The 25,021-nt window shown below is 72.6% G+C and carries 22 protein-coding genes; 15 read left to right on the forward strand and 7 right to left on the reverse strand.

All coding sequences use genetic code 11. The features are described from left to right. Positions 1-27: 27 nt before the first annotated feature. From ACFYQ6_RS10570 to ACFYQ6_RS10580, 3 genes are all read right to left on the reverse strand, one after another. Complete coding sequence (locus tag ACFYQ6_RS10570) at positions 28-510, reverse strand: succinate dehydrogenase hydrophobic membrane anchor subunit (protein WP_361582273.1); 483 nt, start codon at positions 508-510, stop codon at positions 28-30. Between the two features lie 5 nt (positions 511-515). Next, positions 516-896, reverse strand: a complete 381-nt coding sequence (gene sdhC, locus ACFYQ6_RS10575; protein WP_073744455.1) for a succinate dehydrogenase, cytochrome b556 subunit — start codon at positions 894-896, stop codon at positions 516-518. A gap of 167 nt (positions 897-1,063) precedes the next feature. After that, the gene (locus ACFYQ6_RS10580) at positions 1,064-1,594 is read right to left on the reverse strand and encodes a 2-oxo-4-hydroxy-4-carboxy-5-ureidoimidazoline decarboxylase (RefSeq protein WP_361582276.1); all 531 of its coding nucleotides are present in this window, start codon (positions 1,592-1,594) and stop codon (positions 1,064-1,066) included. Positions 1,595-1,998: 404 nt separating this feature from the next. On the opposite strand from ACFYQ6_RS10580, the gene ACFYQ6_RS10585 reads away from it, so the two are divergent. The 6 genes from ACFYQ6_RS10585 to ACFYQ6_RS10610 all read left to right on the forward strand — a co-directional run bounded on the left by ACFYQ6_RS10585 (position 1,999) and on the right by ACFYQ6_RS10610 (position 7,934). Continuing rightward, a complete protein-coding gene (locus tag ACFYQ6_RS10585) occupies positions 1,999-3,585 on the forward strand; it encodes a family 20 glycosylhydrolase (protein ID WP_361582279.1) in 1,587 nt (528 codons plus the stop codon). A gap of 115 nt (positions 3,586-3,700) precedes the next feature. Next, positions 3,701-4,516, forward strand: a complete 816-nt coding sequence (locus tag ACFYQ6_RS10590) for a DUF4328 domain-containing protein (RefSeq protein ID WP_361582282.1) — start codon at positions 3,701-3,703, stop codon at positions 4,514-4,516. 74 nt (positions 4,517-4,590) lie between these two features. Beyond that, complete coding sequence (locus ACFYQ6_RS10595) at positions 4,591-5,082, forward strand: hypothetical protein (protein WP_361582284.1); 492 nt, start codon at positions 4,591-4,593, stop codon at positions 5,080-5,082. Positions 5,083-5,214: 132 nt separating this feature from the next. After that, the gene (locus ACFYQ6_RS10600) at positions 5,215-5,817 is read left to right on the forward strand and encodes a hypothetical protein (protein WP_361582287.1); all 603 of its coding nucleotides are present in this window, start codon (positions 5,215-5,217) and stop codon (positions 5,815-5,817) included. Between the two features lie 270 nt (positions 5,818-6,087). Next, positions 6,088-6,771 carry an RNA polymerase sigma factor gene (locus ACFYQ6_RS10605; RefSeq protein WP_361582290.1) on the forward strand — a complete coding sequence of 228 codons (684 nt, stop codon included), beginning with the start codon at positions 6,088-6,090 and terminating at the stop codon, positions 6,769-6,771. Next, the gene (locus ACFYQ6_RS10610; RefSeq protein WP_361582293.1) at positions 6,771-7,934 is read left to right on the forward strand and encodes a hypothetical protein; all 1,164 of its coding nucleotides are present in this window, start codon (positions 6,771-6,773) and stop codon (positions 7,932-7,934) included. Before ACFYQ6_RS10605 ends, ACFYQ6_RS10610 begins: the two co-directional genes overlap by 1 nt. Positions 7,935-8,124: 190 nt before the next feature. Here the strand turns inward: ACFYQ6_RS10610 and ACFYQ6_RS10615 are convergent, their stop codons facing one another. Then, on the reverse strand, positions 8,125-9,000 hold the full coding sequence (locus tag ACFYQ6_RS10615) for a L,D-transpeptidase family protein (RefSeq protein ID WP_361582295.1): 876 nt from the start codon (positions 8,998-9,000) through the stop codon (positions 8,125-8,127). 327 nt (positions 9,001-9,327) lie between these two features. Here ACFYQ6_RS10615 and ACFYQ6_RS10620 point away from each other — a divergent pair, with 327 nt between their 5' ends. Further along, complete coding sequence (locus ACFYQ6_RS10620) at positions 9,328-10,917, forward strand: methylmalonyl-CoA mutase family protein (RefSeq protein WP_361582298.1); 1,590 nt, start codon at positions 9,328-9,330, stop codon at positions 10,915-10,917. Between the two features lie 243 nt (positions 10,918-11,160). Further along, complete coding sequence (leuE, locus tag ACFYQ6_RS10625) at positions 11,161-11,820, forward strand: leucine efflux protein LeuE (RefSeq protein ID WP_361582301.1); 660 nt, start codon at positions 11,161-11,163, stop codon at positions 11,818-11,820. Positions 11,821-11,884: 64 nt separating this feature from the next. Here leuE and ACFYQ6_RS10630 read toward each other — a convergent pair whose 3' ends face one another. Continuing rightward, complete coding sequence (locus ACFYQ6_RS10630) at positions 11,885-12,343, reverse strand: MarR family winged helix-turn-helix transcriptional regulator (protein ID WP_361582303.1); 459 nt, start codon at positions 12,341-12,343, stop codon at positions 11,885-11,887. A 202-nt stretch (positions 12,344-12,545) separates the two neighbouring features. Here ACFYQ6_RS10630 and ACFYQ6_RS10635 point away from each other — a divergent pair, with 202 nt between their 5' ends. Genes ACFYQ6_RS10635 through ACFYQ6_RS10655 form a run of 5 tightly spaced genes read left to right on the forward strand, consistent with a single transcriptional unit; the run spans position 12,546 to position 19,807 of the window. Continuing rightward, on the forward strand, positions 12,546-13,511 hold the full coding sequence (locus tag ACFYQ6_RS10635; protein WP_361582306.1) for a glycosyltransferase family 2 protein: 966 nt from the start codon (positions 12,546-12,548) through the stop codon (positions 13,509-13,511). Between the two features lie 3 nt (positions 13,512-13,514). Further along, the gene (locus tag ACFYQ6_RS10640; protein ID WP_388762422.1) at positions 13,515-14,864 is read left to right on the forward strand and encodes a polysialyltransferase family glycosyltransferase; all 1,350 of its coding nucleotides are present in this window, start codon (positions 13,515-13,517) and stop codon (positions 14,862-14,864) included. A gap of 58 nt (positions 14,865-14,922) precedes the next feature. Beyond that, positions 14,923-16,209 (forward strand): tetratricopeptide repeat protein, encoded by a 1,287-nt coding sequence (locus ACFYQ6_RS10645; RefSeq protein WP_361582311.1) that lies wholly within the window; start codon positions 14,923-14,925, stop codon positions 16,207-16,209. After that, a complete protein-coding gene (locus ACFYQ6_RS10650; RefSeq protein ID WP_361582313.1) occupies positions 16,206-18,656 on the forward strand; it encodes a polysaccharide pyruvyl transferase family protein in 2,451 nt (816 codons plus the stop codon). Before ACFYQ6_RS10645 ends, ACFYQ6_RS10650 begins: the two co-directional genes overlap by 4 nt. Before the next feature lie 50 nt (positions 18,657-18,706). After that, on the forward strand, positions 18,707-19,807 hold the full coding sequence (locus ACFYQ6_RS10655; protein WP_361582316.1) for an acyltransferase: 1,101 nt from the start codon (positions 18,707-18,709) through the stop codon (positions 19,805-19,807). A gap of 29 nt (positions 19,808-19,836) precedes the next feature. Here the strand turns inward: ACFYQ6_RS10655 and ACFYQ6_RS10660 are convergent, their stop codons facing one another. After that, positions 19,837-21,177, reverse strand: a complete 1,341-nt coding sequence (locus tag ACFYQ6_RS10660; RefSeq protein WP_361582319.1) for a polysialyltransferase family glycosyltransferase — start codon at positions 21,175-21,177, stop codon at positions 19,837-19,839. Continuing rightward, complete coding sequence (locus tag ACFYQ6_RS10665) at positions 21,174-22,157, reverse strand: glycosyltransferase family 2 protein (RefSeq protein WP_361582322.1); 984 nt, start codon at positions 22,155-22,157, stop codon at positions 21,174-21,176. Before ACFYQ6_RS10665 ends, ACFYQ6_RS10660 begins: the two co-directional genes overlap by 4 nt. Positions 22,158-22,365: 208 nt before the next feature. Here ACFYQ6_RS10665 and ACFYQ6_RS10670 point away from each other — a divergent pair, with 208 nt between their 5' ends. After that, a complete protein-coding gene (locus ACFYQ6_RS10670) occupies positions 22,366-23,751 on the forward strand; it encodes a DUF6716 putative glycosyltransferase (protein WP_361582325.1) in 1,386 nt (461 codons plus the stop codon). Positions 23,752-23,771: 20 nt separating this feature from the next. Continuing rightward, positions 23,772-25,010 carry an acylneuraminate cytidylyltransferase gene (locus ACFYQ6_RS10675; RefSeq protein ID WP_361582328.1) on the forward strand — a complete coding sequence of 413 codons (1,239 nt, stop codon included), beginning with the start codon at positions 23,772-23,774 and terminating at the stop codon, positions 25,008-25,010. Positions 25,011-25,021 lie beyond the last annotated feature (11 nt).

The following is a 25,021-nucleotide window of genomic DNA, read 5'->3' on the forward strand; positions in this document are numbered from 1 at the left end:
TTTCCTCTGGTCCCTCTGTCCCGGCGCCTAGCGGATGTTCGGGTCGAAGGTGAAGATCACCAGCGTGCCCAGCAGGACGGTGAACACCGTGGCGGTGTACAGGAGCATCTTCAGCCAGAACCGGGTGTTGTCCCGCTCGGCGTAGTCGTTGATGACCGTACGGAGGCCGTTGGCGCCGTGGAGCATGGCGAGCCACAGCATCGCAAGGTCCCAGACCTGCCAGAACGGCGAGGCCCAGCGGCCCGCGACGAAGGCGAAGCCGATCTTGGAGACGCCGCCGTCCAGCACCAGCTGGATCAGCAGGTGGCCCAGGACCAGGACGACCAGCACGATGCCCGACAGGCGCATGAAGAGCCAGGCGTACATTTCGAAGTTGGTGCGCGAGCCCTTGGGGGTCTTGCCCGTGCGCTTGCGCGGGGGCTCGATCACAGGGGCCGGATTGTCGACGTCGTACAGGCTCACGCCCTCGACGTCACCGATCGCCGACGAGGAAGAAGTCTCGGTGGACATTGGCTTCAGCTCCCGAAGACTTCGCGTACGGCGTGACCGAGCACGGGGTACAGGGCCCCGACCATCAGCACGATCCAGATACCGAGGACGGTCCAGAGCATCTGCTTCTGGTAGCGCGGGCCCTTGGCCCAGAAGTCCACGGCGACGATGCGGAGACCGTTCAGCGCGTGGAAGAGGATCGCGGCCACCAGGCCGTACTCGAGCAGGGCTACGAGCGGGGTCTTGTAGGTGGCCACGACCTCGTCGTACGCCTCGGGGGAGACACGCACGAGAGCGGTGTCCAGGACGTGTACGAACAGGAAGAAGAAAATGAGGACACCGGTGACTCGATGAGCCACCCAGGACCACATGCCTTCCCGGCCGCGGTACAGCGTTCCAGCCGGCACGGAAGAACCCTCCGGGAGCGGGGATTGGGGTCGGCCGGCTTGACTGTCGGTCTGACCCGGCCGGGTACGGTCCACCGGCCCTGGCCATCGTAGCGACGCATTGTCGGTTCCATGGCGGCGGGGCCTGGCGGTGTGATCAAAGTGGCAATCAAACAGGCACGGACGGGCTACTGGGGGTCATATGCCACCGGGGGGAACGGGTCGGGCACCCGGCCCGCCTCCGTCACCAGCTCGATGATGCGGCCCCGGGCGAGTCGCCGCATCTCCTCCGCGGTCAGCGAGCGCTCCTCGTCCGGGTCGTGCGCCAGCCGGGTCCGGATGGCGGCCAGCACCTGGTCGACGTGGAGGGAGGGCCGCAGGCCGTCGAGGCAGATCACGAAGACGTGGCCGAAGCGGCTCTCGTACGCGGCGTGCGCGGCGCGCAGCGCCAGGTGGGCTGCGCGGGGCGCGTCGTGGTGCAGGCAGGGGGCGCTCTCCGCCGCGAGCGCCTCGGAGATGTCGGCGTGCGCGAGGTCGTACCCCGCCTCGTCGGAGGCGGCGAGCAGGGTGTCCAGGTCCGGATAGGGCCGGTGCGCGGCCAGTCTCAGGGCCCAGCGGTGGCTGCCGCAGCACTCCAGCAGGGCGGCTTCGGCCAGGTCCCGGGGCCAGGCGTTGAAGCGGGCGAGACCGCTCGAGTGGGCACTCCCGCGCGTACTCACGGACACTGGTTCCGGAATAGAGGCCTCCGCCGGGGTCTCCCCGACGGCCGGGGCGGTGCCCCGGCTCTGCACGGGTACGGCCGTCCGCCCGGCCTGCCGCTGTGGCTCCGGCAGGCCTGCGTGGGACTCGCTGGACCTGGACAGCGGGACTCCTCGAATGAGTGACATCTGTGACCCTGGAGAGGGGTCGGAGAGCGTCGAGGTTGCGTGGGGGGTGGAAGTGAGGACTGTGCCTTGTGTGCCGTCAACGCTAGCGAGGCCGCGTGACGCGTGACTGAAGGAAGCGCGAAATTCACCCGCACGGGAGAGTTTCGGAACGCCTGATGGACGCTCCAGTGGGGGAAATGCCTGACTTTCTCATCTTCTTTGGACTGTTTTTCTCCCGATCCGGAGGTTTCTGACCGATGTCGCCTTCACGTGGACCCCTGGTGGCCGGCGCGGCCGTCGCGGCGGCCGCCGCCGTCACCCTCACCGTCGTCGTCTGGCCCGAGGGCTCGGGCTCCGGGACGCAGAACGGGCCGGCGTCCGCTGCCCGCACCTCCGCCTCGCCGTCGCCCAGCCGGAGCTATCCGCTCTCCACGACGCCGCGGACGATACCCGCGGTGCGCGAGCACACCCCCGCACGCGGGCCCGGCTGGAAACCGGCCAAGGACAGCACGGTCGTGGCGGCCGACCCCGGGCTCACCGACGAGGCGAAGCTGCTCGCGCGGGAGCTGAAGATCCGCTACGGGGGTGAGAAGGACCCCGGCGCCGGCGACGTCCAGCTCACGCTCGCCTCCTCCGGCAAGGGGGGCCCGGAGTCCTACACGCTCAGGACCGCCGGGGACCGGGTCACCATCAGCGGTACCGGCCAGGCCGGGGTCTTCTACGGGACCCGCACGCTCAAGCAGTCCCTCGACGCCGACGGCTCCGTGCCCGAGGGCGTCGTCCGCGACACCCCCGACCGCCCCCAGCGCGGTCTCAACCTCGACATCGCACGCAAGTACTACTCGGTCGACTGGATCGAGGACCGGCTGCGCGAGATGGCCGACCTCAAGCTGAACCAGCTCGGCCTGCACTTCTCCGACGACCAGGCCTTCCGGATCGAGTCCGACACCCACCCCGAGGTGGTCTCGGAGCAGCACCTCAGCAAGGACGAGGTACGCCGGATCGTGAAGCTGGCCCAGAGCCTCCACATCACGGTCGTCGGCGAGATCGACTCCCCGGGACATCTGGGCGCCGTCCTGCGCGCCCACCCCGACCTCCAGCTGCGCAACACCCAGGGCGTCGCGCGGCAGGGCGCCATCGACATCTCCAAGTCCGCCTCCGCCAAGATCGTCGACGACCTGCTGGCCGAGTACGCCGAGCTCTTCCCCGGCGACTGGTTCCACGTCGGCGCCGACGAGTACCAGGCCCTCACCGTGAGCGATCCGGCCGCCTCCTACCCGCAGCTGGCCACGGCCGCGCGGGAGAAGTACGGCGAGGGCGCCACGGTCCAGGACCTCACCGAGGGCTGGCTGAACGACCGGGCGGCCGTCGTCCGGAAGGCGGAGAAGATCCCCAAGGCGTGGAACGACGGCTTCTTCAGCGGCGGCACGGTCACCGCCCACAAGGGCATCGAGGTCGAGTACTGGACGGGTAAGGAGATCGGCGCCCGGCCGCCCCAGGAGTACCTCGCGGAGGGGCGCGACGTGATCAACCTCAACGACGAGTTCCTCTACTACGTACTCGGCGAGCCCAACGACTTCACCTACCCGACGGGCAAGCGCATCTACGAGCAGTGGACCCCGTTCGTCCTGCGCGGCACCGAGCCGGTGGCCGAGCGCTACTCGAAGCAGATCCTGGGCGGCCGGTTCGCGGTCTGGGGCGACCTGCCGAACGCGCAGACCCAGGAGCAGGTGGCCGAGGGGATACGGATGCCGCTCAACGCCGTCTCGCAGAAGCTGTGGGACCCGCGCGAGCCGAAACTGACCTGGGCCCAGTTCGAGGAACTCGCCGACAGCATCCGGTGAGCGATGTCTGAGTAACCTTCGGGCTCGAAGCGCCGCGCACCCCCGGGAGGGGTGCGCGGCGTCGTCGTCCCCGCGCGCCCGTGGCGCGGGGGACCGGAACCCTGGGGGCCCCACCATGCTCTGTCTCACCTGCGGCACGAGACCCGTCGTCACCGCCGACGGGCGGTGCCGCGGCTGCGCCGTGCTCAGCCGGCGCGCCCCCGGAGGGCTGATGCCCGCGGCCGCGACACCGCCCGGAGAAGGGTGGCACCGGCTGCGCTCGCCCGAGGGGCTCGCGAAGGCCGTGATCGTGTCCCTGTCCGCGGTCATCGCGACGGACCTCCTGGCCGTGGCGGTGGGGCTGTACTACCGCGGGCTGCTCGGCGACGCGATCGCCGGGGACGGGAGCGGTTTCGACGGGGCGCGGGCGAGCGGAGCCGAAGCCCTCTACGCCAGGGCCGGCAGCCTGCAGTTGCTCGCGATGCTCGCCACCGCCGTCCTCTTCGTCATCTGGTTCCACCGCGTCCGGCACAACGCCGAGGTGTTCGACGCGAGCAAGCAGCCCATGAGGCCCGGCTGGGCGATAGGCGGCTGGTTCGTGCCGCTGGCGAACTTCTGGCTGCCGCGCCGGATCGCGGGCGGGATATGGGCCGCGAGCGCCGTGACGGACCCGGACGGCGCCCGGCGCACGGTCTCCCGGACGCCGCTCGACCTCTGGTGGGGGACCTGGATCTTCTCCCTGCTCCTCGCCCGGTACGCCGGCCGGATGTACGAGCAGGCGTTGATGGTGGAGGAGGTCGCGGACGCGGTCACCACCACCGCGGTGGCCGATGTGGCCGACGGCGTCGCGGCGGCGTTCGCGATCGTCGTCGTGCACAAGCTGACCCGCATGCAGCGCGAGCGGGTGGCGCTCGGGCCGGTGAAGTCGCCGGCGGGTCCTCCCAGGCATTGAGTCGACCCGATTCCGCGCTTCCCCGTGGTGTCCGGTGGGCAGGATGACCCCCCGGGTCGCGGGGGGAGTGAGACGTGGGTTTCTGGGGCTGCTATCTGGTGGGCCGCAGCGGTGAGCCGCTCATCGGCCACCCCGCGCTGCGCGGGGCGCGCGAGCGGCTGACGTTACGGGAATACCGCGCGGACGGCTGGCAGGTCTGGGCCCACCCCACCGAACCCTCGCTGGGCAGCATGACTGCCCTCGCCGACGCCGCGCGTGCGCCGGTGCTCCTCGGGTTCGTCATGGACGGCGTCTGCGTGGCGGTGGAGGCGGCGGCCCCGTACAGCGGCTCCTGGTACGCCTGTCTGGGCCGGGCTCCGATGGCCGCGCACATGGACCGGGACGGCATGACGATCGAGGACTTCTTCCTGCCGCCCGAGGACGCGGCCCAGCGCGCCGTGCAGTGGGCGGCGGAATCCGGCCATGGCGTCCTCGAAGGACCCCTGCTCGAACTGCTCCGCGTCGACTGGCCCGAGCGTTCCGCGGAGGAACTTTTCTTTACATTTCTGGACCGCCTGGGCGTCTAGAGCCGGTCCGGCCGAGTCTCGTGGTGATCCTCCGTGTCGGCACAGTGACGCTTTTCGGCCATCGGGCGCTGTATCCGGTAACGGGAAGCGCCGCGCTCCCGTGCAACCGATGGACGGATGGGGGAGGTGCCGATGAGTCTGCTGGAGCTGATCGCGGACGCCGACGAGCGAGGTCTGGCGGCGAGCGGGGTCGCCTGCCTGGACCGCTGCCTTCCGCCGCAGGAGGACGGGAGCGATCCGGAGCCGCTGCGCCCGCTCTGGGCGAGCTGCGAGACGGGCGCGGAGTGGGCCACCAGGCTCGACGCCGTGCTCGCGCGGCTGGCCGGCGCGGACGGCGACTCGGGGAACGCCGCCACGACGGCCCGGGTGGTCACGCTGCTCGCTGCCGCGCCCCGGGACTTCGCGGCGGCGCCGCTGCGCGCGTGGGCGGACGCCTGCTCGCTCCTCGCGCTGGACGTGCACGGGCGGTTCGACTTCCCGTCGGCGACCGACGCGGAGACGCTGAACCGCTGCCGGGTGGGCGGGCCGGTGGAGGGGGGCCCGCTCCTCGCGGGTGAGGTCCGCCGCCAGGCCGAGATCCTGGAGACCCTCTCCGAGGGTCCGGAGACGGCCGGCGGCGCGACGGGCCTGCGCAGGGTCATGGACGTGTCGGTCGAAGGCCGGCGGGTGCTGCGTGCGGTGATGTCCCGCCGCGCTCGCGGCCGGACCCGGCCCGGCGGGGCGTCCCTGGCGTGACGTCGTGCCGGCGCCGACGGAAGGACGGCCGGGGCCGCCACCCCCCACAGGAGAGGCCCCGGCCGTCTTCCACAGGGCCGCAGGGCGACCCCGTACTCATCTCAGCGCCACCGGTGCGTTTTCTGTCACACCGCGCTGTGTCAGGGAACAGTTGCGGGTTGTACAAGTCATGGACGGGGAACCGTCCGACCACGTAGCGTGCTGATTCGCGCAGGGTGGCGCAGCAGCAGTGACCAGCTGCGATTCGGATCAGCGGGGCGGGTTGAGGAAGTGCTGGGGGACGACGCGGAGCTGACCGCCGCGGTGCTCGCGGCACAGGACGGGGACGAGGACGCCTTCCGTACTGTGTACCGCGCTGTGCACCCGCGGTTGCTGGGATACATACGGACGCTGGTCGGTGAACCGGACGCCGAGGACGTGGCCTCCGAGTCCTGGCTCCAGATAGCGCGTGACCTCGCCCGGTTCAGCGGGGACGCCGACCGCTTCCGGGGCTGGGCGGCGCGGATAGCGCGCAACCGGTCCCTCGACCACATACGCATGCGGGGCAGGCGCCCGGCGATCGGCGGGGACGAGAGCGAACTGGCCGGCGAGCCCGCGGAGTCCGACACGGCGGGCGAGGCGCTGGAGTCGATGGCCACCGGACGGGCCATGTCGTTCATCGCGCAGCTGCCCCAGGACCAGGCCGAGGCCGTCGTGCTGCGTGTCGTGGTGGGGCTCGACGCGAAGACCGCGGCCCAGACCCTCGGCAAGCGGCCCGGCGCCGTACGCACCGCAGCCCACCGCGGGCTGAAGCGGCTCGCGGAGCTGCTCGGTGCCGACCCCGGCCCGGACGACGAGTTTCCGGTGGCGGCCAAGGAGCTCGGCGCCGTACCCGCGCAGAGGCCCGGCCGGCAGGGCTCGGTGGCGCCCGCCGGTGTGACGCATTCGCGTCCGTGGACGCAGAAGGACATGTGATGGCCGACGAGCAGCACCAGTGGCTTGACGCGGACGCAGCGGAGATGTTGCTCCGCGGCGATGCCGTCGAGCCCGTCGGCGAGCATGCGAGAGCCGAGGCCCGGCGACTCGACGCGGCACTGCGCACCCTGCGGACGCCGGAACCCTCCGGTGCCGAACTCCCAGGCGAGGCCGCCGTGCTGGCCGCCTTCCGTGAGGCGTCCCGTGGCGGGGAGCGTAGCGGATCCGCGAGCGCGGCGGGACCCGTCGGACGACAGGAAGCGCCGCACACCGTACGCATCGGGAACGCGCCCGAGGTGCCGTTGCGGCGCCCCCGCTGGACCCGGCCGGTGCGCTTCGGCCTCGCGGTCTCGCTCGCCGGGTGTGCGCTCGGCGGGGTGGCGTTCGCCGGGGGCACGGGCGTCCTGCCCACCCCGTTCGGCGGCGAGGGCCCTGCCGCTCCCGCCGTCTCGGTCTCGGCCGCCGCGACACCCGAGGAACTGGGCGCGGAGCTGCCCGACGCCGGAGCGCCGTCCGCCGCGCCCTCCCTCACTCCCGGGGCGTCCGCCTCTCCTGCGCCCTCGGACACGTCCGGCGGTGCGGACGCCGGTACGGCCGACGAAGAGGAGAAGGACGGCGACGGTACGCCGGGCCGCGACCGGGACCGGGAGACCGGCACGGCCGGCGGCGGCACCCAGGACGGCACGGACGGGCGGAGGCCCGGGGAGTCGGCGGCCGAGGTGTACGCGAGGTCCGTCCGGGCCTGCCGTGGCTATCGCGACGACACCCTGAGCGAGGAGGACGAGCGCCGCCTCCTCGAACTGGCCGACGGCGAGCGCAACCTGGACCGTTTCTGCGACCGGCTCCTGGACGGGGACGACCGCGGCGAGGACAGCGGCGGCGACGGCGGCCCCGGCCAGGACGACGACGAGGGCAACGGCGGGAAGAAGGGGGAGGGCGCCGGCGGTAACGGAACGCTCCCCTCGGTCATCTTCCGCACGCAGTCACCGGAGAGCGTGCGGTCACCGGAGGACGCCCCCTCCGCCGGCGGCACCCGGCCCGTGGGCGGCACGCTGTCCTCCGGGGGTACGCAGGGCGGCGCCCGGAAGGGTGGGGAGACCGTGCGGCCGACGGACGGTTCCTCCCGGAACTCGGCGTTCCAGCTCTCCTCCGTACCCCTCTGACCTGCGCAGACGTGGCCGCTGTAACGTTCTTCGGCGCTCCGGCGCAGTAGTGAGTGCCGACTGGTCATCGGCCGCGCAATGAGCCGGGGTTCCCCCCGTACCTTCGGCTCAGCGCACCCCGGCGCGGGCGGGACACGTTCCCCCGGTCCCGTCCGCGCCCCTCATCCGGTCGAGTCGGCCGACGGCCTCGCTACTGGTGGACGACGACCTTGTCGCCGTTCTTCACCTGCTCGAACAGCGCGGCGATCTTTCCCTCGTCCCGTACGTTCACGCAGCCGTGCGAGGCGCCGCTGTAACCGCGGGCCGCGAAGTCCGACGAGTAGTGCACCGCCTGGCCGCCGCTGAAGAACATGGCGTACGGCATGGGGGAGTCGTAGAGGGTCGAGACGTGGTGGCGGGACTTCCAGTACACCGAGAAGGTGCCCTCGCGGGTGGGCGTGTACTGCGAACCGAACCGAACGTCCATCGACGAGACGACCCGGCCGTCGATCATCCAGGACAGCGTGCGGCTGTTCTTGCTGATGCACAGGACTCGGCCCGTCAGGCAGCGGGCGTCGGGGCTCGCCGTGGGTGCGGCGGCCGGCGGATCGAGCTCCTTCGCCGTCGGCTTCCGTGTCATCGCGAGCAGCCGTTGCCAGGTCACCGTGTCGGTCCTGCCCGTGCGGGGCAGGCCCCGCTTGCCCTGGAACGACGTCACGGAGGCGGCGGTGGCGGTGCCGTAGTAACCCGTGGGGCTGCGGTCGAAGTGGCCGATCTGGCGCAGCCGGGCCTGGAGCTCCCGCACCTGCCGGCTCCGGTCCCCCGTGGACATCAGGGTCTCGGGCCGAGGCGAGGGCCGCGCGCTCGGCGTCCGGGACGGCGTGGCCGAGGGGCTCGCCGGGCCGCCGGACGGCTTGGAGTCGTCCGCCGTGCGCGTGGCCGCGGGAGTCGCGGCCGTGGGTTGCGTGACGCCCACGGCGCCGGGCTCGCAGCCCGTGGTCAGGCCGGCCAGCGCGAGCACGCCGATGGCCAGTGCCCTCGGAACGCGCCGTACACGCCCGAGGCTGTACGTCCGTACGTGTCTCATCCCGGCCCCCTGGCCCTCGGCCCGCACCGTCGCCGCCACGCGGCCCGGACATTCCGTCCGGGCTCCCGCACGCGGTTCCGTGCGGGGTCCCGCTCGGACATCTCGCTCGCACATGTCACCGGGACGTCCCACCGGGACGCCCTCTGAGACGGATTCCCGTCCTGCCCGGTCGCCGAATCCTGAGCATGATGGGGACCTGGGCCCGGATGCGCGGGCGCGGGCTGTGAGCAAGGTCCCAGCAAAGGCCCCTCGCAGGTCGTGGCGTCGCCGCTAGAGTCCGTCGCGAGACTTGTTACCGATAAGTAGCTTGAGCGGGAGGCACAGCACATGACGCGTGAGTCCGAGTCGGGACTGCCCATCGAGCCGGTGTACGGGCCGGAAGCACTCGACGGCTGGCGGCCCGAGGAGAAGCTGGGCGGCCCGGGCGAGTTCCCCTTCACGCGCGGTGTCTACCCCACGATGTACACGGGCCGGCCGTGGACGATGCGGCAGTACGCCGGATTCGGCACCGCGACGGAGTCCAACGCCCGTTACAAGCAGCTGATCGCCAACGGCACGACGGGACTGTCCGTCGCCTTCGACCTGCCCACCCAGATGGGACACGACTCGGACGCCCCGATCGCCTCCGGCGAGGTGGGCAAGGTCGGGGTGGCGATCGACTCGATCGACGACATGCGCGTCCTGTTCGACGGCATCCCGCTGGACCAGGTCTCCACCTCCATGACGATCAACGCCCCCGCCTCGCTGCTTCTCCTGCTCTACCAACTCGTCGCGGAGGAGCAGGGAGTTCCGGCCGACCGGCTGACCGGCACCATCCAGAACGACGTGCTCAAGGAGTACATCGCCCGGGGCACCTACATCTTCCCGCCGAAGCCCTCGCTGCGGCTGATCGCCGACATCTTCAAGTACTGCAAGGCCGAGATCCCGAAGTGGAACACCATCTCGATCTCCGGCTACCACATGGCCGAGGCGGGGGCCTCTCCCGCGCAGGAGATCGCGTTCACCCTCGCTGACGGCATCGAGTACGTGCGTACCGCCGTCGCCGCGGGCATGGACGTCGACGACTTCGCCCCCAGGCTCTCCTTCTTCTTCGTCGCCCGTACGACGATCCTGGAGGAGGTCGCCAAGTTCCGTGCCGCGCGCCGGATCTGGGCGAAGGTGATGCGGGAGGAGTTCGGCGCGAAGAACCCCAAGTCGCTGATGCTGCGCTTCCACACCCAGACCGCCGGGGTGCAGCTGACCGCCCAGCAGCCCGAGGTCAACCTGGTCAGGGTGGCCGTGCAGGGACTCGGCGCGGTGCTCGGCGGCACGCAGTCGCTGCACACCAACTCCTTCGACGAGGCGATCGCACTGCCGACGGACAAGTCGGCCCGCCTCGCCCTGCGCACCCAGCAGGTCCTGGCGTACGAGACGGACGTGACCGCGACGGTGGACCCGTTCGCAGGCTCGTACGTCGTCGAGAAGATGACCGACGACGTCGAGGCGGCCGCCCTGGAGCTGATGCTCAAGGTCGAGGACATGGGCGGCGCGGTCGACGCCATCGAACGCGGCTTCCAGAAGGGGGAGATCGAGCGCAGTGCCTATCGCATCGCCCAGGAGACGGACAGCGGCGAGCGCGTCGTGGTCGGCGTGAACCGCTTCCGCCTCGACGAGGAGGAGCCGTACGAGCCGCTCCGCGTGGACCCGGCGATCGAGGCCCAGCAGGCGGCCCGGCTCGCGAAGCTCCGGGCCGAGCGCGACCAGGGGGCGGTGGACGCAGCGCTGGCGGAGCTGCGGAAGGCGGCGGAGAGCGACGCGGGCACGGCCAACGTGCTCTACCCGATGAAGGACGCGCTGAGGGCACGGGCCACGGTGGGCGAGGTCTGCAACGCGCTGCGGGAGGTCTGGGGGGCGTACGTCCCGACGGACGCGTTCTGAGCGGCCGGCCCGTGCGTGGCGGGCGTCCGTCCCGTGCCGGCATCCTCGCCGACGCCCGCCCGTCCCTCGGCGGCGCCCTCGCCGACGCCTGCGCCCGTCCCTCGCCGACCCCCGCTCCCGGACACCCGCGCCCATCCCTCGCCGCCGCCCGCTCCCGAACGGCGAGGGGCGGCGGCGAGGGGTGATCCTCCGTATCGCGGACCACACGGACGGGGTGTCGTACCCGCGTGCGACACTCCGTTCATGCTGGGTGTCACCGATCTTCCGACCTATCTCGCCGGCCTGGTGCTGATCATTCTGCTGCCGGGGCCGAATTCGCTGTACGTGCTGTCCGTCGCCGCCCGGCGCGGGGTGCGCACCGGCTATGTGGCCGCCGCGGGTGTCTGGACCGGCGACACGGTACTGATGACGCTGTCCGCGCTGGGGGCCGCCTCGCTGCTCCAGACGACCCCGCTGCTGTTCGCCGTCGTCAAGTACGCCGGGGCGGGTTATCTGACGTGGATGGCCATAGGGATGCTGCGGGCGGCCGTCTCGACGTGGCGCGAGCGGCACCAGCGTGCGGCGGAGCTGGTGGAGGAGGGCGAGAAGCCCGTACAGGGGGTGGAACACCCCTACAGGCGGGCGCTCGTGGTGAGCCTCTTCAACCCGAAGGCCATCCTGTTCCTGATCTCCTTCTTCGTGCAGTTCGTCGATCCCGGTTACGCCTATCCGGCGCTCTCCTTCCTGGTGCTCGGCACGCTGCTCCAGATCGGCAGCTTCCTCTACCTCTCGACGCTGATCTTCGGCGGCACCCGGCTGGCCGCCGCGTTCCGCCGCCGCAAGCGGCTGTCGGCGGGGGCCACTTCGGCGGCGGGCGTGCTGTTCCTCGGCTTCGCGGCGAAGCTGTCCTTCAGCAGCGTCTGAGCGTTCCGGCCGGGTGCCGACTGCCGACTGCCGACTGCCGGGTGCCGGGTGCCGGGTGCCGGGCTCAGTGGTGCCAGGCCTTGCCGCCCACGTTGTGGATCATGCGCTGGAGGACCTTGAGGGCGGCGACGAACTCCTCGTCCGGGATTCCGGCGTGGATCTCCGCGCTCGCCCTGCTGACCCGCTCGACGGCCCTGGCGCGCAGCGCGTGCCCCTCGGGCGTCAGCCGGAGCCTGGTGTTCGCGTCCTCGGTGATCAGGCCCCGGGCGACGAGGGAGTCGATCTCGGGCTCCAGGGAATCGCCGACGCCCAGATAGCCGCTGAGCATCGCGACCACCTCGGCGCGCGGACGGCCGTGCTCGTCCGCCTCGGTGAGCTGGTTCAGCACCCACCAGGGCGGCTGGGTCAGGCCGTGTTCGGCCAGCGCGGCCCGGATGTGGGTCACGGTCGCATCGTGGGCGGCCCAGCTCCAGTAGCCGATGGGCTGCCGTGCCAGTCCTGCGTCGTCATGTGAGTAGTCCATGGCCCGGACGGTAGGACCTCAAGCGAAGTCGAGGTCAAGGCCCGCCCAGTCGGCGTACGAGGCGAGCCCGCCGGCGGGAGGCCCGCACGGCGGGAGTCACCCCGGGGACGCCCAGAGTTCACCGTTCGTCGGGCCGGGCGACACCCGCTCCTTCCTCCCCCTCACTAGCGTGTGCGGACCATGATCGAAGGTGAGGGCCCGCGTGCCGAAACTGTCCGTTGTCGTTCCGTTCCACAATGTCGGCGCCTTCGCCGACACGACGCTGGGCAGTCTCGCCCGCAACACCGGCCCTGACATCGAGTTCCTGCTGGTGGACGACTGCTCCACGGACGACACACCGGCCGTCATCGACCGCTGGGCCGACAGACTCCCGAACGCCGAGGTCATCCGGCACGAGAAGAACCTCGGCATCGCGGCGGCCCGCAACAGCGGCATCGACGCGGCCCGCGGTGACTTCGTCACCTTCCTGGACGGCGACGACTGGTACGCCCCCGGCCACCTGGGCCGGCTGCTGCACGCCGCCGCCGAGCTGGACTGCGACTTCGCCCGCACCGACCACGTCCAGGTCACCGGGACGAGCCGGGTCGTGAAGCGCGCGCCCGCGCCGCTCCGTGAGACCGTCCTGGACCCGCGGGAGGGCATCGCCTCGCCCGAGTGGGAGACGATGGTCGACTACCCCTTCGTCTGGGCGGGCGTCTACCACCGGCGGCTCTTCGACGACGGCGGCCACCGCTTCACCACCCGGCTGCGCACCGCCGAGGACCGGCTGTGGATCTGGCAGCTGCACCTGCGGGCCCGCACCTGCGCGGCGCTCAACCTGTACGGCATCTTCTACCGGCGCGGGGTCACGACCTCCCTGACCCAGATCAAGGACTCCCGCCAGCTGGACTTCTTCCCCGCCTACGACGCGCTGCTGGACGAGATCCGAGAGGACCGGGACGCGGAGATCCTCCTCCCCAAGGCGGTCCGTACCTACTGCGCGATGATCGCCTTCCACAACGAGAAGGCGGACGTGTACGAGCCCGCCACCTTCCGGCGCCTGCGCCACGAGTCGGCCGCCGCGCTGCACCGCATGCCGCAGCAGGTGCTCGACCACACCCTGACGATGATGGACGCCAAGCGCAGCACCCTGCTCAACCGCCTGCGTGACAAGCAGAAGGCCGCCTGACCCATGCCCACGCGACGCACCCAGATCTTCCAGGTATCGACCCTGTACGGGGCGGCCACGCTCGCCGCGGCCCTCGACGCCGGGCAGTTCGGACCGGGGCAGGACAGCCACCGCGTCCTGCTCGTCTCCAACAACGCCGCGGTCCCCGAGACCGCCCTCCGGCTGGAGGAGATGCGCGGCTACGGCGGCATCGCCGCCCGCTTCGACTCCGTCGTCGACTGGAACGAGGCCATCAGCCCGCACCACCCGAGCGGTTGGGGGCCGCGCGCCGAGGAGACCGAGCTCTGGCAGCGCGCCTTCCGCCTCGCCTGGGGCATCGACCCCACCGGGCCCGTCGAGCTCGCCGTCGAGTCCATCCAGGTCAACCCCGCCCGCGCACTCGCCGCGATCTTCGCCGAGAGCGCCGTGCACGTCTACGCGGACGGCCTGATGAGCTACGGCCCGACCCGCAACAAGGTGCCGCGCTCCATCGCCTGCCGCGTCCAACGGGTGCTCCACCTCGACCTCGTACCAGGACTGCGGCCGCTCCTCCTGGCGGAGTTCGGAGTCGAGCCCGAGCTCGTGCCGAGCGACGCCTTCCGCAAGGTGCTCGGCGAGATCGCGGGATCCGCCGACGGCGACCGGCAGCTCGCGGCGCTCGACGCCGAGGCGCCCACCGCCGTCCTGCTCGGGCAGTACCTCGCGGCCCTGAACATCCTCACCGCCGAGGAGGAGGAGGACCTGCACGTCCGCATGCTGCGCGGCGCGGTGCGGGCGGGCCACACCTCGGTGCTCTTCAAGCCGCACCCCACCGCGCCGGCCGGCTACTCCAAGGCCCTGGACGACGCCGCCGCCGAGCTGGGGGTGCGGCTGACCACGCTGAACAGCCCGCTGCTCGCCGAGACCCTCTTTGAGCGCTGCGCGCCCACCCTCGTCGTCGGCTGCTTCTCGACCGCCATGTTCACCGCCGCGGTGTACTACGGCATCCCCGTCGCCCGCGTCGGCACCGGACTCGTCCTGGACCGCATCACCCCGTACGAGAACAGCAACCGCATCCCGCTGACGATCGTCGACCACCTCGTGCCCGACCTGGACGAGCACGCGGGCGAGCCCGTCCCGCCCCTGCCGTCCACGGCACCCGACACCCTCGCGCCGCTGGTCAGGACCGTCGGCTACTGCATGCAGGCCGGCCTCCACCCCACGCTGCGCGCCGAGGCCGAGTCCTGGCTGCGGGAACACCTCGGCGCCGGTACACAGCACTACTTCAAGCGCCGCCGGCTGCAGAAGCTCACGCTTCCCGGCGGCGGCCCGCGGGGAGCGGCGATCCGGCTGCGCCGCACCGTACGACGCACCCGCACCAGCCTGGGCCTCTGACCCCGGGGCCGGGGCGCGCGCCCCGGTCGGCCACTGATCACAGAACGGCGGAACGAGCATGAGCCAGACCTTCACGGGGCTGCTCAAGGCAGTACGGGCCAGAACGGGACAGGACGCCACGGTGCAGACCGCGCCCGCCGCCCTGCGCCTGTGCGGTGACTACCTCGCCGGCCTCGCCGCGGGCGGCCCCATGAGCGACGCACGCCGGACCCGGCTGGTCGCCGCCATCGGCGGCCTCACGACGGCCTGCGGCACCGACGCGGACAGCCTGTTCGACGCGCTGCTGAGGACCGGCCTGTGTGCCCTGGAGCCGGGCGGCGAGACCGAGACCCGCCTCGCCCTGGACATCGCCGTGGAGGCGACCGGGCTGCGGCCCAGGTCCAAGGGCGCGTGGCGGTTGCGCGGGCGCGCCCTGGACGCCCTCGGCCGGAGGGACGAGGCCGTCGAGGCGTACGAGCGCCACCTGACGCTCCAGCAGAATCCGTCGTCCGCGCAGGACATCGTGCGCAGGATCGCCACGCTCAAGGAACTCCAGGGCTTCCTGGAGGAGGCCGCGGGGCTGGTCCCCGGCGAGGACGGCACCCGTCTGCGCGCCCTGCGCGACGCTCCCGCCGCCGAGGCGCGCACCGAATTCGCCGAGGTCGTACGGCAACGGACCGCCGGGTCCGGCGGTATGTCCGATCCCGCCGTCCGCCGCCTCAACACGCTGTACGCCGCCTACCGGCGCCTGCTGGACCGGGACAGGACCGCGGACCCGCTGCTCGGCGGCGCGGAGCCGCTCGGGGTGCCCGCGCTGCGCCGCCTCGTCGCCGGACGCTCCGTGGTCCTGGTCGCGGGCGCGCCCCGGGTCGCCGAGGAGGAGCGGGCCCCCGGCAGCGGACTCGCCGAGCTGATCGGCGGATACGACCTGGTGGTCCGCTGCGACGGCATCCCCGCGGGCGCCCCGCGCACCGGCCTGCACGCCGTCACCCTGCGCGGCGGCGCCCCGTGGACCGGCCCCGCCTGGAACGACCGGGCGGAGGCCCGGATCGTCTTCGGCGACACACTCGCGCACTGGCGCCGCGCCCTGCGTACCCGGCTGGCCGCGGGTGCCCAGGACCACGTCGGGGACGCCTCCCTGAGACATCCCCTGGACGATCCGGCGCTGCTCGGCGAGGACGGCTGGGGGACACGGACCAGCACCGCGTTCACGGTGCTCCGGCTGCTCGACTTCCTGGACACGGCAGGACGGCTCGACCTCATCGGTTTCGGACTGCCGGGGCAACTGCTGCCGCGCGAGCGCGAATGGGTCGCGGCCCACGCGAGACACGAGGACGAGACCGAGATGAGGACCGCGCTGAGATGAACACCCCCGCCGAACCCACCGCAGACAGACCGGCCGGGCCCGCCCACCCCGGAGAGCCCGCCCCCGAGGCCGCCGGCGACCGGGCCGCCGTGGACGCACCGGCCGCCCCCGAGGCCGCCGACGACCGGCGCGCCGTCACCGGCAAGCGGCGGATCGCGTTCGCCGCGTACACCGACGAGGACCGGATGACCGGCCTCCTGGTGCTGCTGCGGAGCCTCGCCCTCAGCGATCCGGCCGTCTGCGAGGACTTCCTCGTCCTGCACCCCGGACTGCCCGACTCCGCGTTCGACGCCGCCCGCCGGCTGCACCCCCGTCTCGTCCCGCGACCCGCCGGGGCCCCGCTCGACGTCTTCCGCCTGACCGGCTACGACACCGTCGTCGCTCTCGCCCCCGGCACGGTCGTCCTCGGCCCGCTCGCACCGCTGCTGGCCCTGCGCACGGGCGTCGCCGTCGTCCCCTCCGGCAGCCCGGACGTGCCGTACGGCGGACTCGCCGTGATCCAGCTCCGGGACGTGACGGCCCCCGTCCTCGGCGCGGCGGCGCGGGGTGACGAAGCGGCGGTCGGCCGGGCCCTGAGGGACGAAGGGCTCCTCGTGCCGCTCGCCTCCCGGTACGACGTCCCGGCAGGGCACCTGTACGACGACACCCCGGTCCCCGACAGCACCGTCGTCCTGCGCTTCGGCGCGGCCGGAAGCACCGAGGGACACGGCGCTGCACCTCTGCCCTCCGCCTCCTCCGCTCCGGCGCGCGCGGCGCGTGAGCGGTACGAACTGGACGACGAGGCATTCCGAGCCGCCTACTGCGCCCTGCCCGGCCCCAAGCACCCGGAACTGCTCCTGCACTGCGCTCTGCCGTTCCCCGACGGGGGGCGTACGCCGGTGGATCTTGTGCGGCAGGTCGCCGAGGTGCACCGACAGCAGGGACGTCATGACGAGGCCGTCGCCCTGCTGACCCCCGTCGTGGCGGGCCGGCCCGACCTGCCGCGCTGCCACGAGACGCTGGGCACGAGCCTGATGGCGCTCTCCCGCTACGAGGAGGCCGAGACGCACCTGCTCCTGGCCACCGTGTCCCCGGACTTCGCCGCCCGCGCCTACGGCCAGCTCGCCCGTCTCGCCTGGCTGCTCGGCCGGACCGAGGACGCGCGCGGCTACGCCCTGGACGGCCTCGACGCCGACCCCACCGACGCCAACTGCCATGCCTGGTACGTCCGTACCCGCTCCGGCCCGGTCCCTGGCCCGTCCGGTGACCAGGCGGTCCCGGGTGAACAGCTGGCCCACATCGCCCTGTTCGCGGACGGGCAGGAGAACGCGGGCGACAAGGTGCTGCCGGAGGCGGTGCGGATGTGCTTCGGCCCCGACACCGGGCCGGCCCGCTGGTACGAGCGGTCCGTGCACCGACTGGTCGACGAGCCGGGCCTGGAGGAGCTGAACGCCCGGCGCGGCATCGTCGTCGGCGGGGGCGGGCTCTTCCTCCCGGACACCGCGCCCAACGGCAACAGCGGCTGGCAGTGGAACATCCCCGACGCCGTCCTCGCCCGGATCACCGCACCGCTCGCCGTCTTCGCGGTCGGGTACAACGTCTTCGACGGCCAGCGCTACCGCCGCGAGCGCTTCGCGGCGAGCCTGCGCGCCCTGGTCGAGAAGTCGGCCTTCTTCGGTCTGCGCAACCAGGGCTCCGTCGAGCGGGTCAGGGAGCTCCTGCCGGACGGACTGCGCGACCGGGTGCGCTACCAGCCCTGCCCCACGACCGTGGCACGCCACCTCGACCCCGGGCCCGACGGCCCGGCGGGCGCGGAGCAGCGGGACGACACCGTGCTGGTCAACTGCGCCTACGACCGTGCGGGTCTGCGCTTCGGCCACGACTACGGCCACTTCCTGGGCGAGACCGCCGCCGCCGTACGCGCCATCGGCGAGCGCGCCGAGGTCCGTTACGCGGCCCACATGCCGGCCGACGAGAAGTTCGTCCACGACCTGCGCAGGGAGCACGGAATCACGCTCCCGGTGGAGCCGCTGTACCTGTTCTCCAACGACCGGATCCGCGAGCTCTACCGGCGTACCCGCCTCGTCATCGGCATGCGCGGCCACGCCGGGATGATCCCCTTCGGCTGCGGTACGCCGATCATCAGCCTGGTCTCGCACCCCAAGCTCGCCTACTTCCTCTCCGACATCGAGCGGCCCGAGTGGGGCCTCTCCGTCCACGACCGGTCCCTGGGCGCCCGCCTCGCCGAGCGCGCGGCCCAGGTGCTGGACCACCACCCGGCAGCCGTTGCCGACGTGCACGGCAGGCAGGAGCACCTCTGGTCGGTCACCCGCGCCAACCTCGGTGAGCTGCAGAGCCTCTTCGGACTGCCCGACCCCTTCTCCGGCCGTCCCGTCCCGCACGTCCCGGGCCCCCGGCCCGCCGAGCCGGCACGCGGCCTTCACCTGCCCGACACCCGGGCGAAGTGACTGTTCACCTGACCGGAGTTCACCCCGCACCCGCGCGTTCATAGCCTTCGATGACCATGTCTTCCTCTGTCTCCCCGGCGGGCGCGCCCGCCCCCTCCCTCTCCCCGCAGACCGGCCCCGACGCCCGCCCGCGCCGTGAACACCGTCACGACATCGATCTGGTCCGGCTGCTCTGCTCGGTCGGCGTGATCCTCTGCCACACGGGTTCGGCGTTCGTGAACACGGCGGGCCGCGAGGCCTCCGGCGGACCCGGTACCTACTGGGCCGGTCTGGTGGCGGACTCGGCGGGCCGCTTCGCCGTACCGCTGTTCTTCGCGATCGCCGGATGGGTCGTCCTCGTGGGCGCCCCGGTCCGCGACGGCCGGCAGCTGTGGCAGCGGATCGTGCGGATCGTGGTCCCGCTCGGGGTGTGGACCGCGCTCTACCTGGCCTGGGGGAGACTGCGCGGCACCAATGGCCACCCGGCCGGCGAGCTGGCGCTCGACGCGCTGTTCGCCTCGGTCCGCCCGGCCTACCACCTCTGGTACCTGTACGCCTACATCCCCGTGATCATGCTCCTCGCCTTCGCCGCCCTGGTGAAGTCGGGCAAGCGCCCCTGGGGCCTCGGCGTCGCCCTCCTCGCCCTCGGGGCGGCTCCCTCCCTCTTCGGCGACCTGTCCCAGGTCACCGGCCTGGACCTGCCGCGCTTCGGCTGGGGCTTCGGCCCGTACCAGCTGATCTACGCGGTACTGGGTGCCCTGCTGCTCGCGCTGCCCGAGGGGGCGTTCGGCAGGCGTGGGCTGTGGTGGGTGCTCCCGGCGTGCGGGGCGCTGGCCGCGATCGTCGCGTACCAGCACGGGGTGCACTACGCGATCCCGTACGCGAGCGTCCTGGTGGCCCTGTTCAGCGCGGGGGTTCTGTTCTCCCTGCACCGGGTGCGGGTCCCCGAGCGCCTGCGCCCCGCGCTGAGCCGGCTGGCGGGCGCCTCGTTCGGGGCGTACATGATCCACGTCCTGGTCCTGGGCGTGCTCGCCGATCTCCTGGTCGACGCCGGTCCCGGCCTGCTGACGGCGGCGGTGCTGGTGGTCGCCGTCACCGCCGCCACCACGGCCCTCTCCTTCGCCGCCGCTCTCCTGTGGACCCGCCTGGGCCTGACGCGCCTGCTGGGCTGAGCCCCGCGTGCGCGGGGCCCGCACCGCCGTCAGCGGCGCGCGAGGGCGCGGGCACGGCGGGCCATCCGCCGCAGGGTCGCGTTGCGGCGGAGGAGGACCAGGCGGTTGGGTACGGCGCCGGGAAGGGCGAGCGAGCCCAGGCGGCGGCGCTTGAAGTAGCGCCAGGTCCCCGCGTCGAGCCGGGTGGAGAGATAGCGCTCGGCGGCCGGGCGGAGGTCCGGGCGCACGCGCGGGCGCATCGCGAAGCCGACGGCCTCCAGCAGACCGCCGAGTGCCCCGGCCACCGTCTCCCGTCCCGGAGGCGACTGCTCCCGCACGGCGGCGGCGTCGGCCAGGTCGGGCAGCAGCGCGTCGATGACCGTCACCGGGATCCTGGCGGGGTTCTCGTACGGGGCGAGCCGCTCCAGGAGCGTGCCGGTTCCGGTCCTGGCCACGGGCAGGCCGTAGAACACCGAAGCGGTGAGCAGCGCGGTCGACGAACAGCCCACGACGAGTGCGGGCCGCAGCCGCTCGAAGAGGACCTCGGCCGGGACCGGGGCGCCGGGCACCTCGGAGGCCGGCACGGTGAGTCCGGCACCGAGGTGTGCCGCCTCCGCCCGCAGCGCCCCGGCGGAGGACGCGGGTGTGCGAGGGTGCGGCTGGAGGACGAGACGCGTGTGGCCGAGGGCCACCGCGCCGCGCACCATCCGCAGCCCGAGTTCCGCCTCGTCGGCTGCGGGGAGCGCTCCGGGCTCGGGGAGGAGCAGCAGAGCGGCGCCCTCGGGAGAGGAGAACCGGGGCGCGGCCTCGGCCAGTTCGCCGTACACCTTCAGCAGGGACGCGGTGGGCAGCGGCCGCGAGGGTACGTCGTACTCGGCGAGCAGCAGCGGCTCCAGGCCGGGAAGAAGGTCCGGGTGGAGCAACTGCCGGACGCGGGTGCCGATCAGCGGGCTGATCTTGCCGCCGGTCGGGCCGTATCCGGTCAGCCCCTCCGCGTACACCGTGACCGGACCGCCGGTGAAGATCTGGGCGAGGGCCTGGGCGGGGGAGACGTGCGGGGACTCCAGCACCAGCTCGACCTCCTCGTCCCCGAGGCCCCAGGCGCGGCGCAGATGGCGCTCCCACAGGGGTACGTCGTCGGGGCGAGGGGCCCAGGCCGCCGGGTGCAGGGGAGAGACGGCGTCGTTCCACGAGAGCACCTCGTCGAAGCGGGAGCGCAGTGCCTCGAACCCGGGCAGCGTGGTGGCCGGGGGCGCCGCCTCCGGGACGGCCGTGGTGTCGCAGAGCAGCAGGACGCGGCGGGGCGAGTCGGCGAAGCAGCCGGAGTCGACGGCCGCGGCGAGTACGGCCGTTCCGTGTGTGCTGGAGGCGGCGAAGATCTGGACGGTCACGCGGCAGTCGTCTCCTTGATGCCGGCGGGGCGGCGCCGCAGCCTGCGCAGCACGGTCGCCCGCTCGGTGTCCATGGTGTCCAGGACCTCGTTCAGGACGGCCTGCGGCATGCTTCTGAGCGCTGCCGAACCGAGTGATCGGAGAGTACGGGCCACCTGCGGTTCGAATTTGCCCACGGCCCCGACGTGATGGGCGATGACGGCGCAGTACGTCCGCACCGCTTTCGGCAGAAGTGTGTCCGCGTCACGGTCGGCGGCTGTTTCGGAAAGCACCTGGTCATAGGCGCGAATGAAATCCAGCTGGCGCTCGTCGCCGATCTGGGTGAGGGAGGACGCGACTCCTCTCCGGTAGAAATGGCTCAGATTTCCGAGCACGGCGAAGGATTTCGCCTGCCGGTGCAGCCGCCAGATCCAGGGCCGGTCCTCGGCGGTGCGCAGACCGTCCGTGAAATGCAGCAGCCCTTCGTCCAGCAGACCGCGGTGGTAGAGCCCGGCCCAGGCGAACGCGTAGTCCACCGACGTCGTCCGGGCGGCGGGCAGGATCGCGTCCCGGGGGGCGCTGACCACCCCGCGCGGACCGTGCGGGACGCGGCGCACCGTACGGGCCGTGCCGGTGACCTGGACGTGGTCCGTACGCACGAACTCACAGCCCAGTTCCTCGGTCCGCGCGAGGAGGCGGGCGTAGTGGTTGGGGGCGACCCAGTCGTCTCCGTCCAGGAAGCCGATGTACTCGCCGCGGGCCGCGTCCAGGCCCGTGTTGCGGGCCGTCGCCAGACCGGCGTTGCTCTCGTGCCGGAGTACGACCGCCCCCGGCACGTCCTCCTCGGCCCGGCGCAGGAGACCGGCCGTTCCGTCGGTCGAGCAGTCGTCGACGAGGATGAACTCGAAGTCCTCGCGGGTGTTGGCCCGCAGGCTTCTGAGGGTGTCGGACGCGTAGGCCTGGACGTTGAAGAACGGCACGATGACGGAGAGCTTGACCACGCCTTTCACGTTAGGGGCGGCCCCGGCATTTGCCTTGTCCCCCGCGCGTACGGAAAGTGAACGACGCGCGGCCGAAAAGTGAACCCGCATGCATTCGGGGCCGATTCACCCTGCCAGGGGGCCGGGTACCCAAGCGTCGACCGGCTGTTAACCATCTGTTGCCACCGCGTTGGGCCGCGGATCGGAATGGCTTCCTAGCTTTTACGACGTGCCCCCTCGTACCGATGACCTGGCCGCCCCGGCCGTCACCCCAGCAGCCGACAGCGCGGCCCTCCGTATAGCCGTGCTCGCCGACTCCGACACCCGGTGGAAATGGGGCGCGCTCACCGCGCGCCGCCTCGCCGGTGGCCCGGAGGCCGGAGCGGCGGACCGCCCCGTGGAGATCAGCGGGTTGCTGCTGCGCGGCCGGGCCACCCCCACGCCGAGGCAGCTCGCCGAGGTGGGCGAGGTCGGCGTCGACACGGGCCGGGTACGCGAGGTGACCACGGCCGAATTCCTGCACACGGTGCGGGACGAGGAGTACGACGTCGTGGTGCTGGCCCTCGTCGGAGGCGCCGTCCAGGCCATGCTGCACGGACTGGCCGCACTCGACCTGCCCCGCAGGCCCGTCGTCGTCACGGGCTACGTGGGCGTCGTCTACGAGAAGCTCGCCGACGGCCTCCTGCTGCGCCACGGCGCGGACGTCGTCCTCGCCAACTCCCGCCACGACGCCTCGCGTTTCCGCGCGGTGTACGAAGGGGTCGGCGCCGACGCCTCGTCCGTCACCGAGGCCGCCCTGCCGTTCCTCGGCGGGGAGCCCCACCGGGCACAGGAAGGGCGCGACACCGTGGTGTTCGCCGCACAGCCCTCCGTGCCGGCCTCCCGCGCCGACCGCACCTACCTGCTGCGCAGGCTCGTCGAGCACGCCCGGCTGCACCCCGGACGCGAAGTGCTGCTGAAGCTGCGCTCCAAGCCGGGCGAGCACACCACACACATCGAGGAGCTGCCCTACCAGCGCCTCGCCGAGCGGCTGCCCGGCGGGCTTCCCCCCAACTTCCGTCTGGTGTACGGGCACATGGGCGAGGTCCTGGACCGCACCGACCTGCTGGTCACCGTGTCCTCGACCGCCGCCCTGGAGTCACTGCACCGGCGCATCCCGACGGCGATCCTCTCCGACCTCGGCGTCCGCGAGACCCTCGGCAACCACCACTTCGTCGGCTCCGGGCTGATCACGTCCTGGGACCACCTCGACGGGGGCCTGCGCCCGGAGCCCGACGAGGAATGGCTCGCGGGACAGGGCGTCGCCGCCGACGGGACCTACGGGGCGGCCTACGACACCGCCCGCGCCCGGGTCGGCGCGCTGCTCGCCGCAGGACCGCTGCCCCGCCCCGCCCCCTACTACACGCCGGCCACCGCGCCCGGATACCTCCCCGGCATCCTCGCCCGCTACCACCTGGGCCCGGACGGCCGGCCCCTGCCGGGCGCCGTCACCCCCAAGGAGACGGGCCGGGTCCGGGGCGCGGTGCGCGAAACCGTGCGCAACGCGGCGCGCGGCGCCTACCGCCACGGCGTACAGCGGGTCGCCCCCGTGATCCGGCGGATGGGCGAGCTGTGACCACCGATTCAGGAGCAACCATGACCCCGCCACCCACCGTGCTCGCCGTGATCCCCGCCCGCGGCGGATCCAAGGGCGTACCCGCCAAGAACCTCGCCCAGGTCGGTGGCGTACCGCTCGTCGGCCGCGCGGTCCGTGCCTGCCTCGCCTCACCCGAGGTGACGGACGTCGTCGTCACCACCGACGACGCGGCGATCGCGGAGGCGGCCCGCGCCACGGGCGAGGCGCTGGGGGAGTCCTCCCGGCTGCACTGCGTCCAGCGCCCCGCGGCCATCGCCGGCGACACGGCGACCAGCGAGGCGGCGGTCCTGCACGCCCTGGACGCGTACGAGGCGATGGGCCACGGCCGGACGGCCGACGTGGTGCTTCTGGTCCAGTGCACGAGCCCCTTCGTCACCCGGGAGGACATCGACGGCGTCGCCACCGCGGTCGCCCGCGAGGGTGCCGACACCGCCGTCACCGTCGCCCCCTTCCACGGCTTCGTGTGGCGTGACGGCAGCGCGGTCGAGGACGGCACCTACGGCGTCAACCACGACAAGGCCGTACGCCCCCGCCGCCAGGACCGCCCCCAGGACTATCTGGAGACCGGCGCCGCGTACGCCATGGACGTCGCCGGCTTCCGCACCCACCGCCACCGCTTCTTCGGGCACACCGCGCTCGTGCACACCGACCCCGCCCGGGTCCTGGAGATCGACGACCCGCACGAGCTCGCCCGCGCCCGCCTCCTCGCGCCGCTCCTGGACCCCTCCCCGCTGCCCACGCGCGCGGACGTCGACGCCGTGGTCCTCGACTTCGACGGCACCCAGACCGACGACCGCGTCCACGTCGACTCCGACGGACGCGAGACCGTCGCCGTGCACCGGGGCGACGGACTCGGCATCGCCGCCCTGCGCCGGGCCGGCCTGCCGGTCCTGATCCTCTCCACGGAACAGAACCCGGTCGTCGCCGCCCGCGCCCGCAAACTCCAGGTCCCGGTCCTGCACGGCATCGACCGCAAGGACCTGGCGCTCAAGCAGTGGTGCGAGGAGCAGTCCCTCGCTCCCGACCGCGTGCTCTACGTCGGCAACGACGTCAACGACCTGGCCTGCTTCGGCCTGGCGGGCTGGCCCGTCGCCGTGGCGAGCGCCCACGACTCGGTGCGCGCCGCCGCGCGCGCCGTGACCACAACACCCGGTGGCTTCGGTGCCGTCCGCGAGATCGCGGCCTGGCTGCTGGGCCCCACCCTCACCACCGAAACCCCTGACACCCCCACCACGTAAGGAAGCACCAC

The organism is Streptomyces sp. NPDC005494 (assembly GCF_042872025.1).
In the GTDB taxonomy this organism is placed as follows: Bacteria; Actinomycetota; Actinomycetes; order Streptomycetales; family Streptomycetaceae; genus Streptomyces.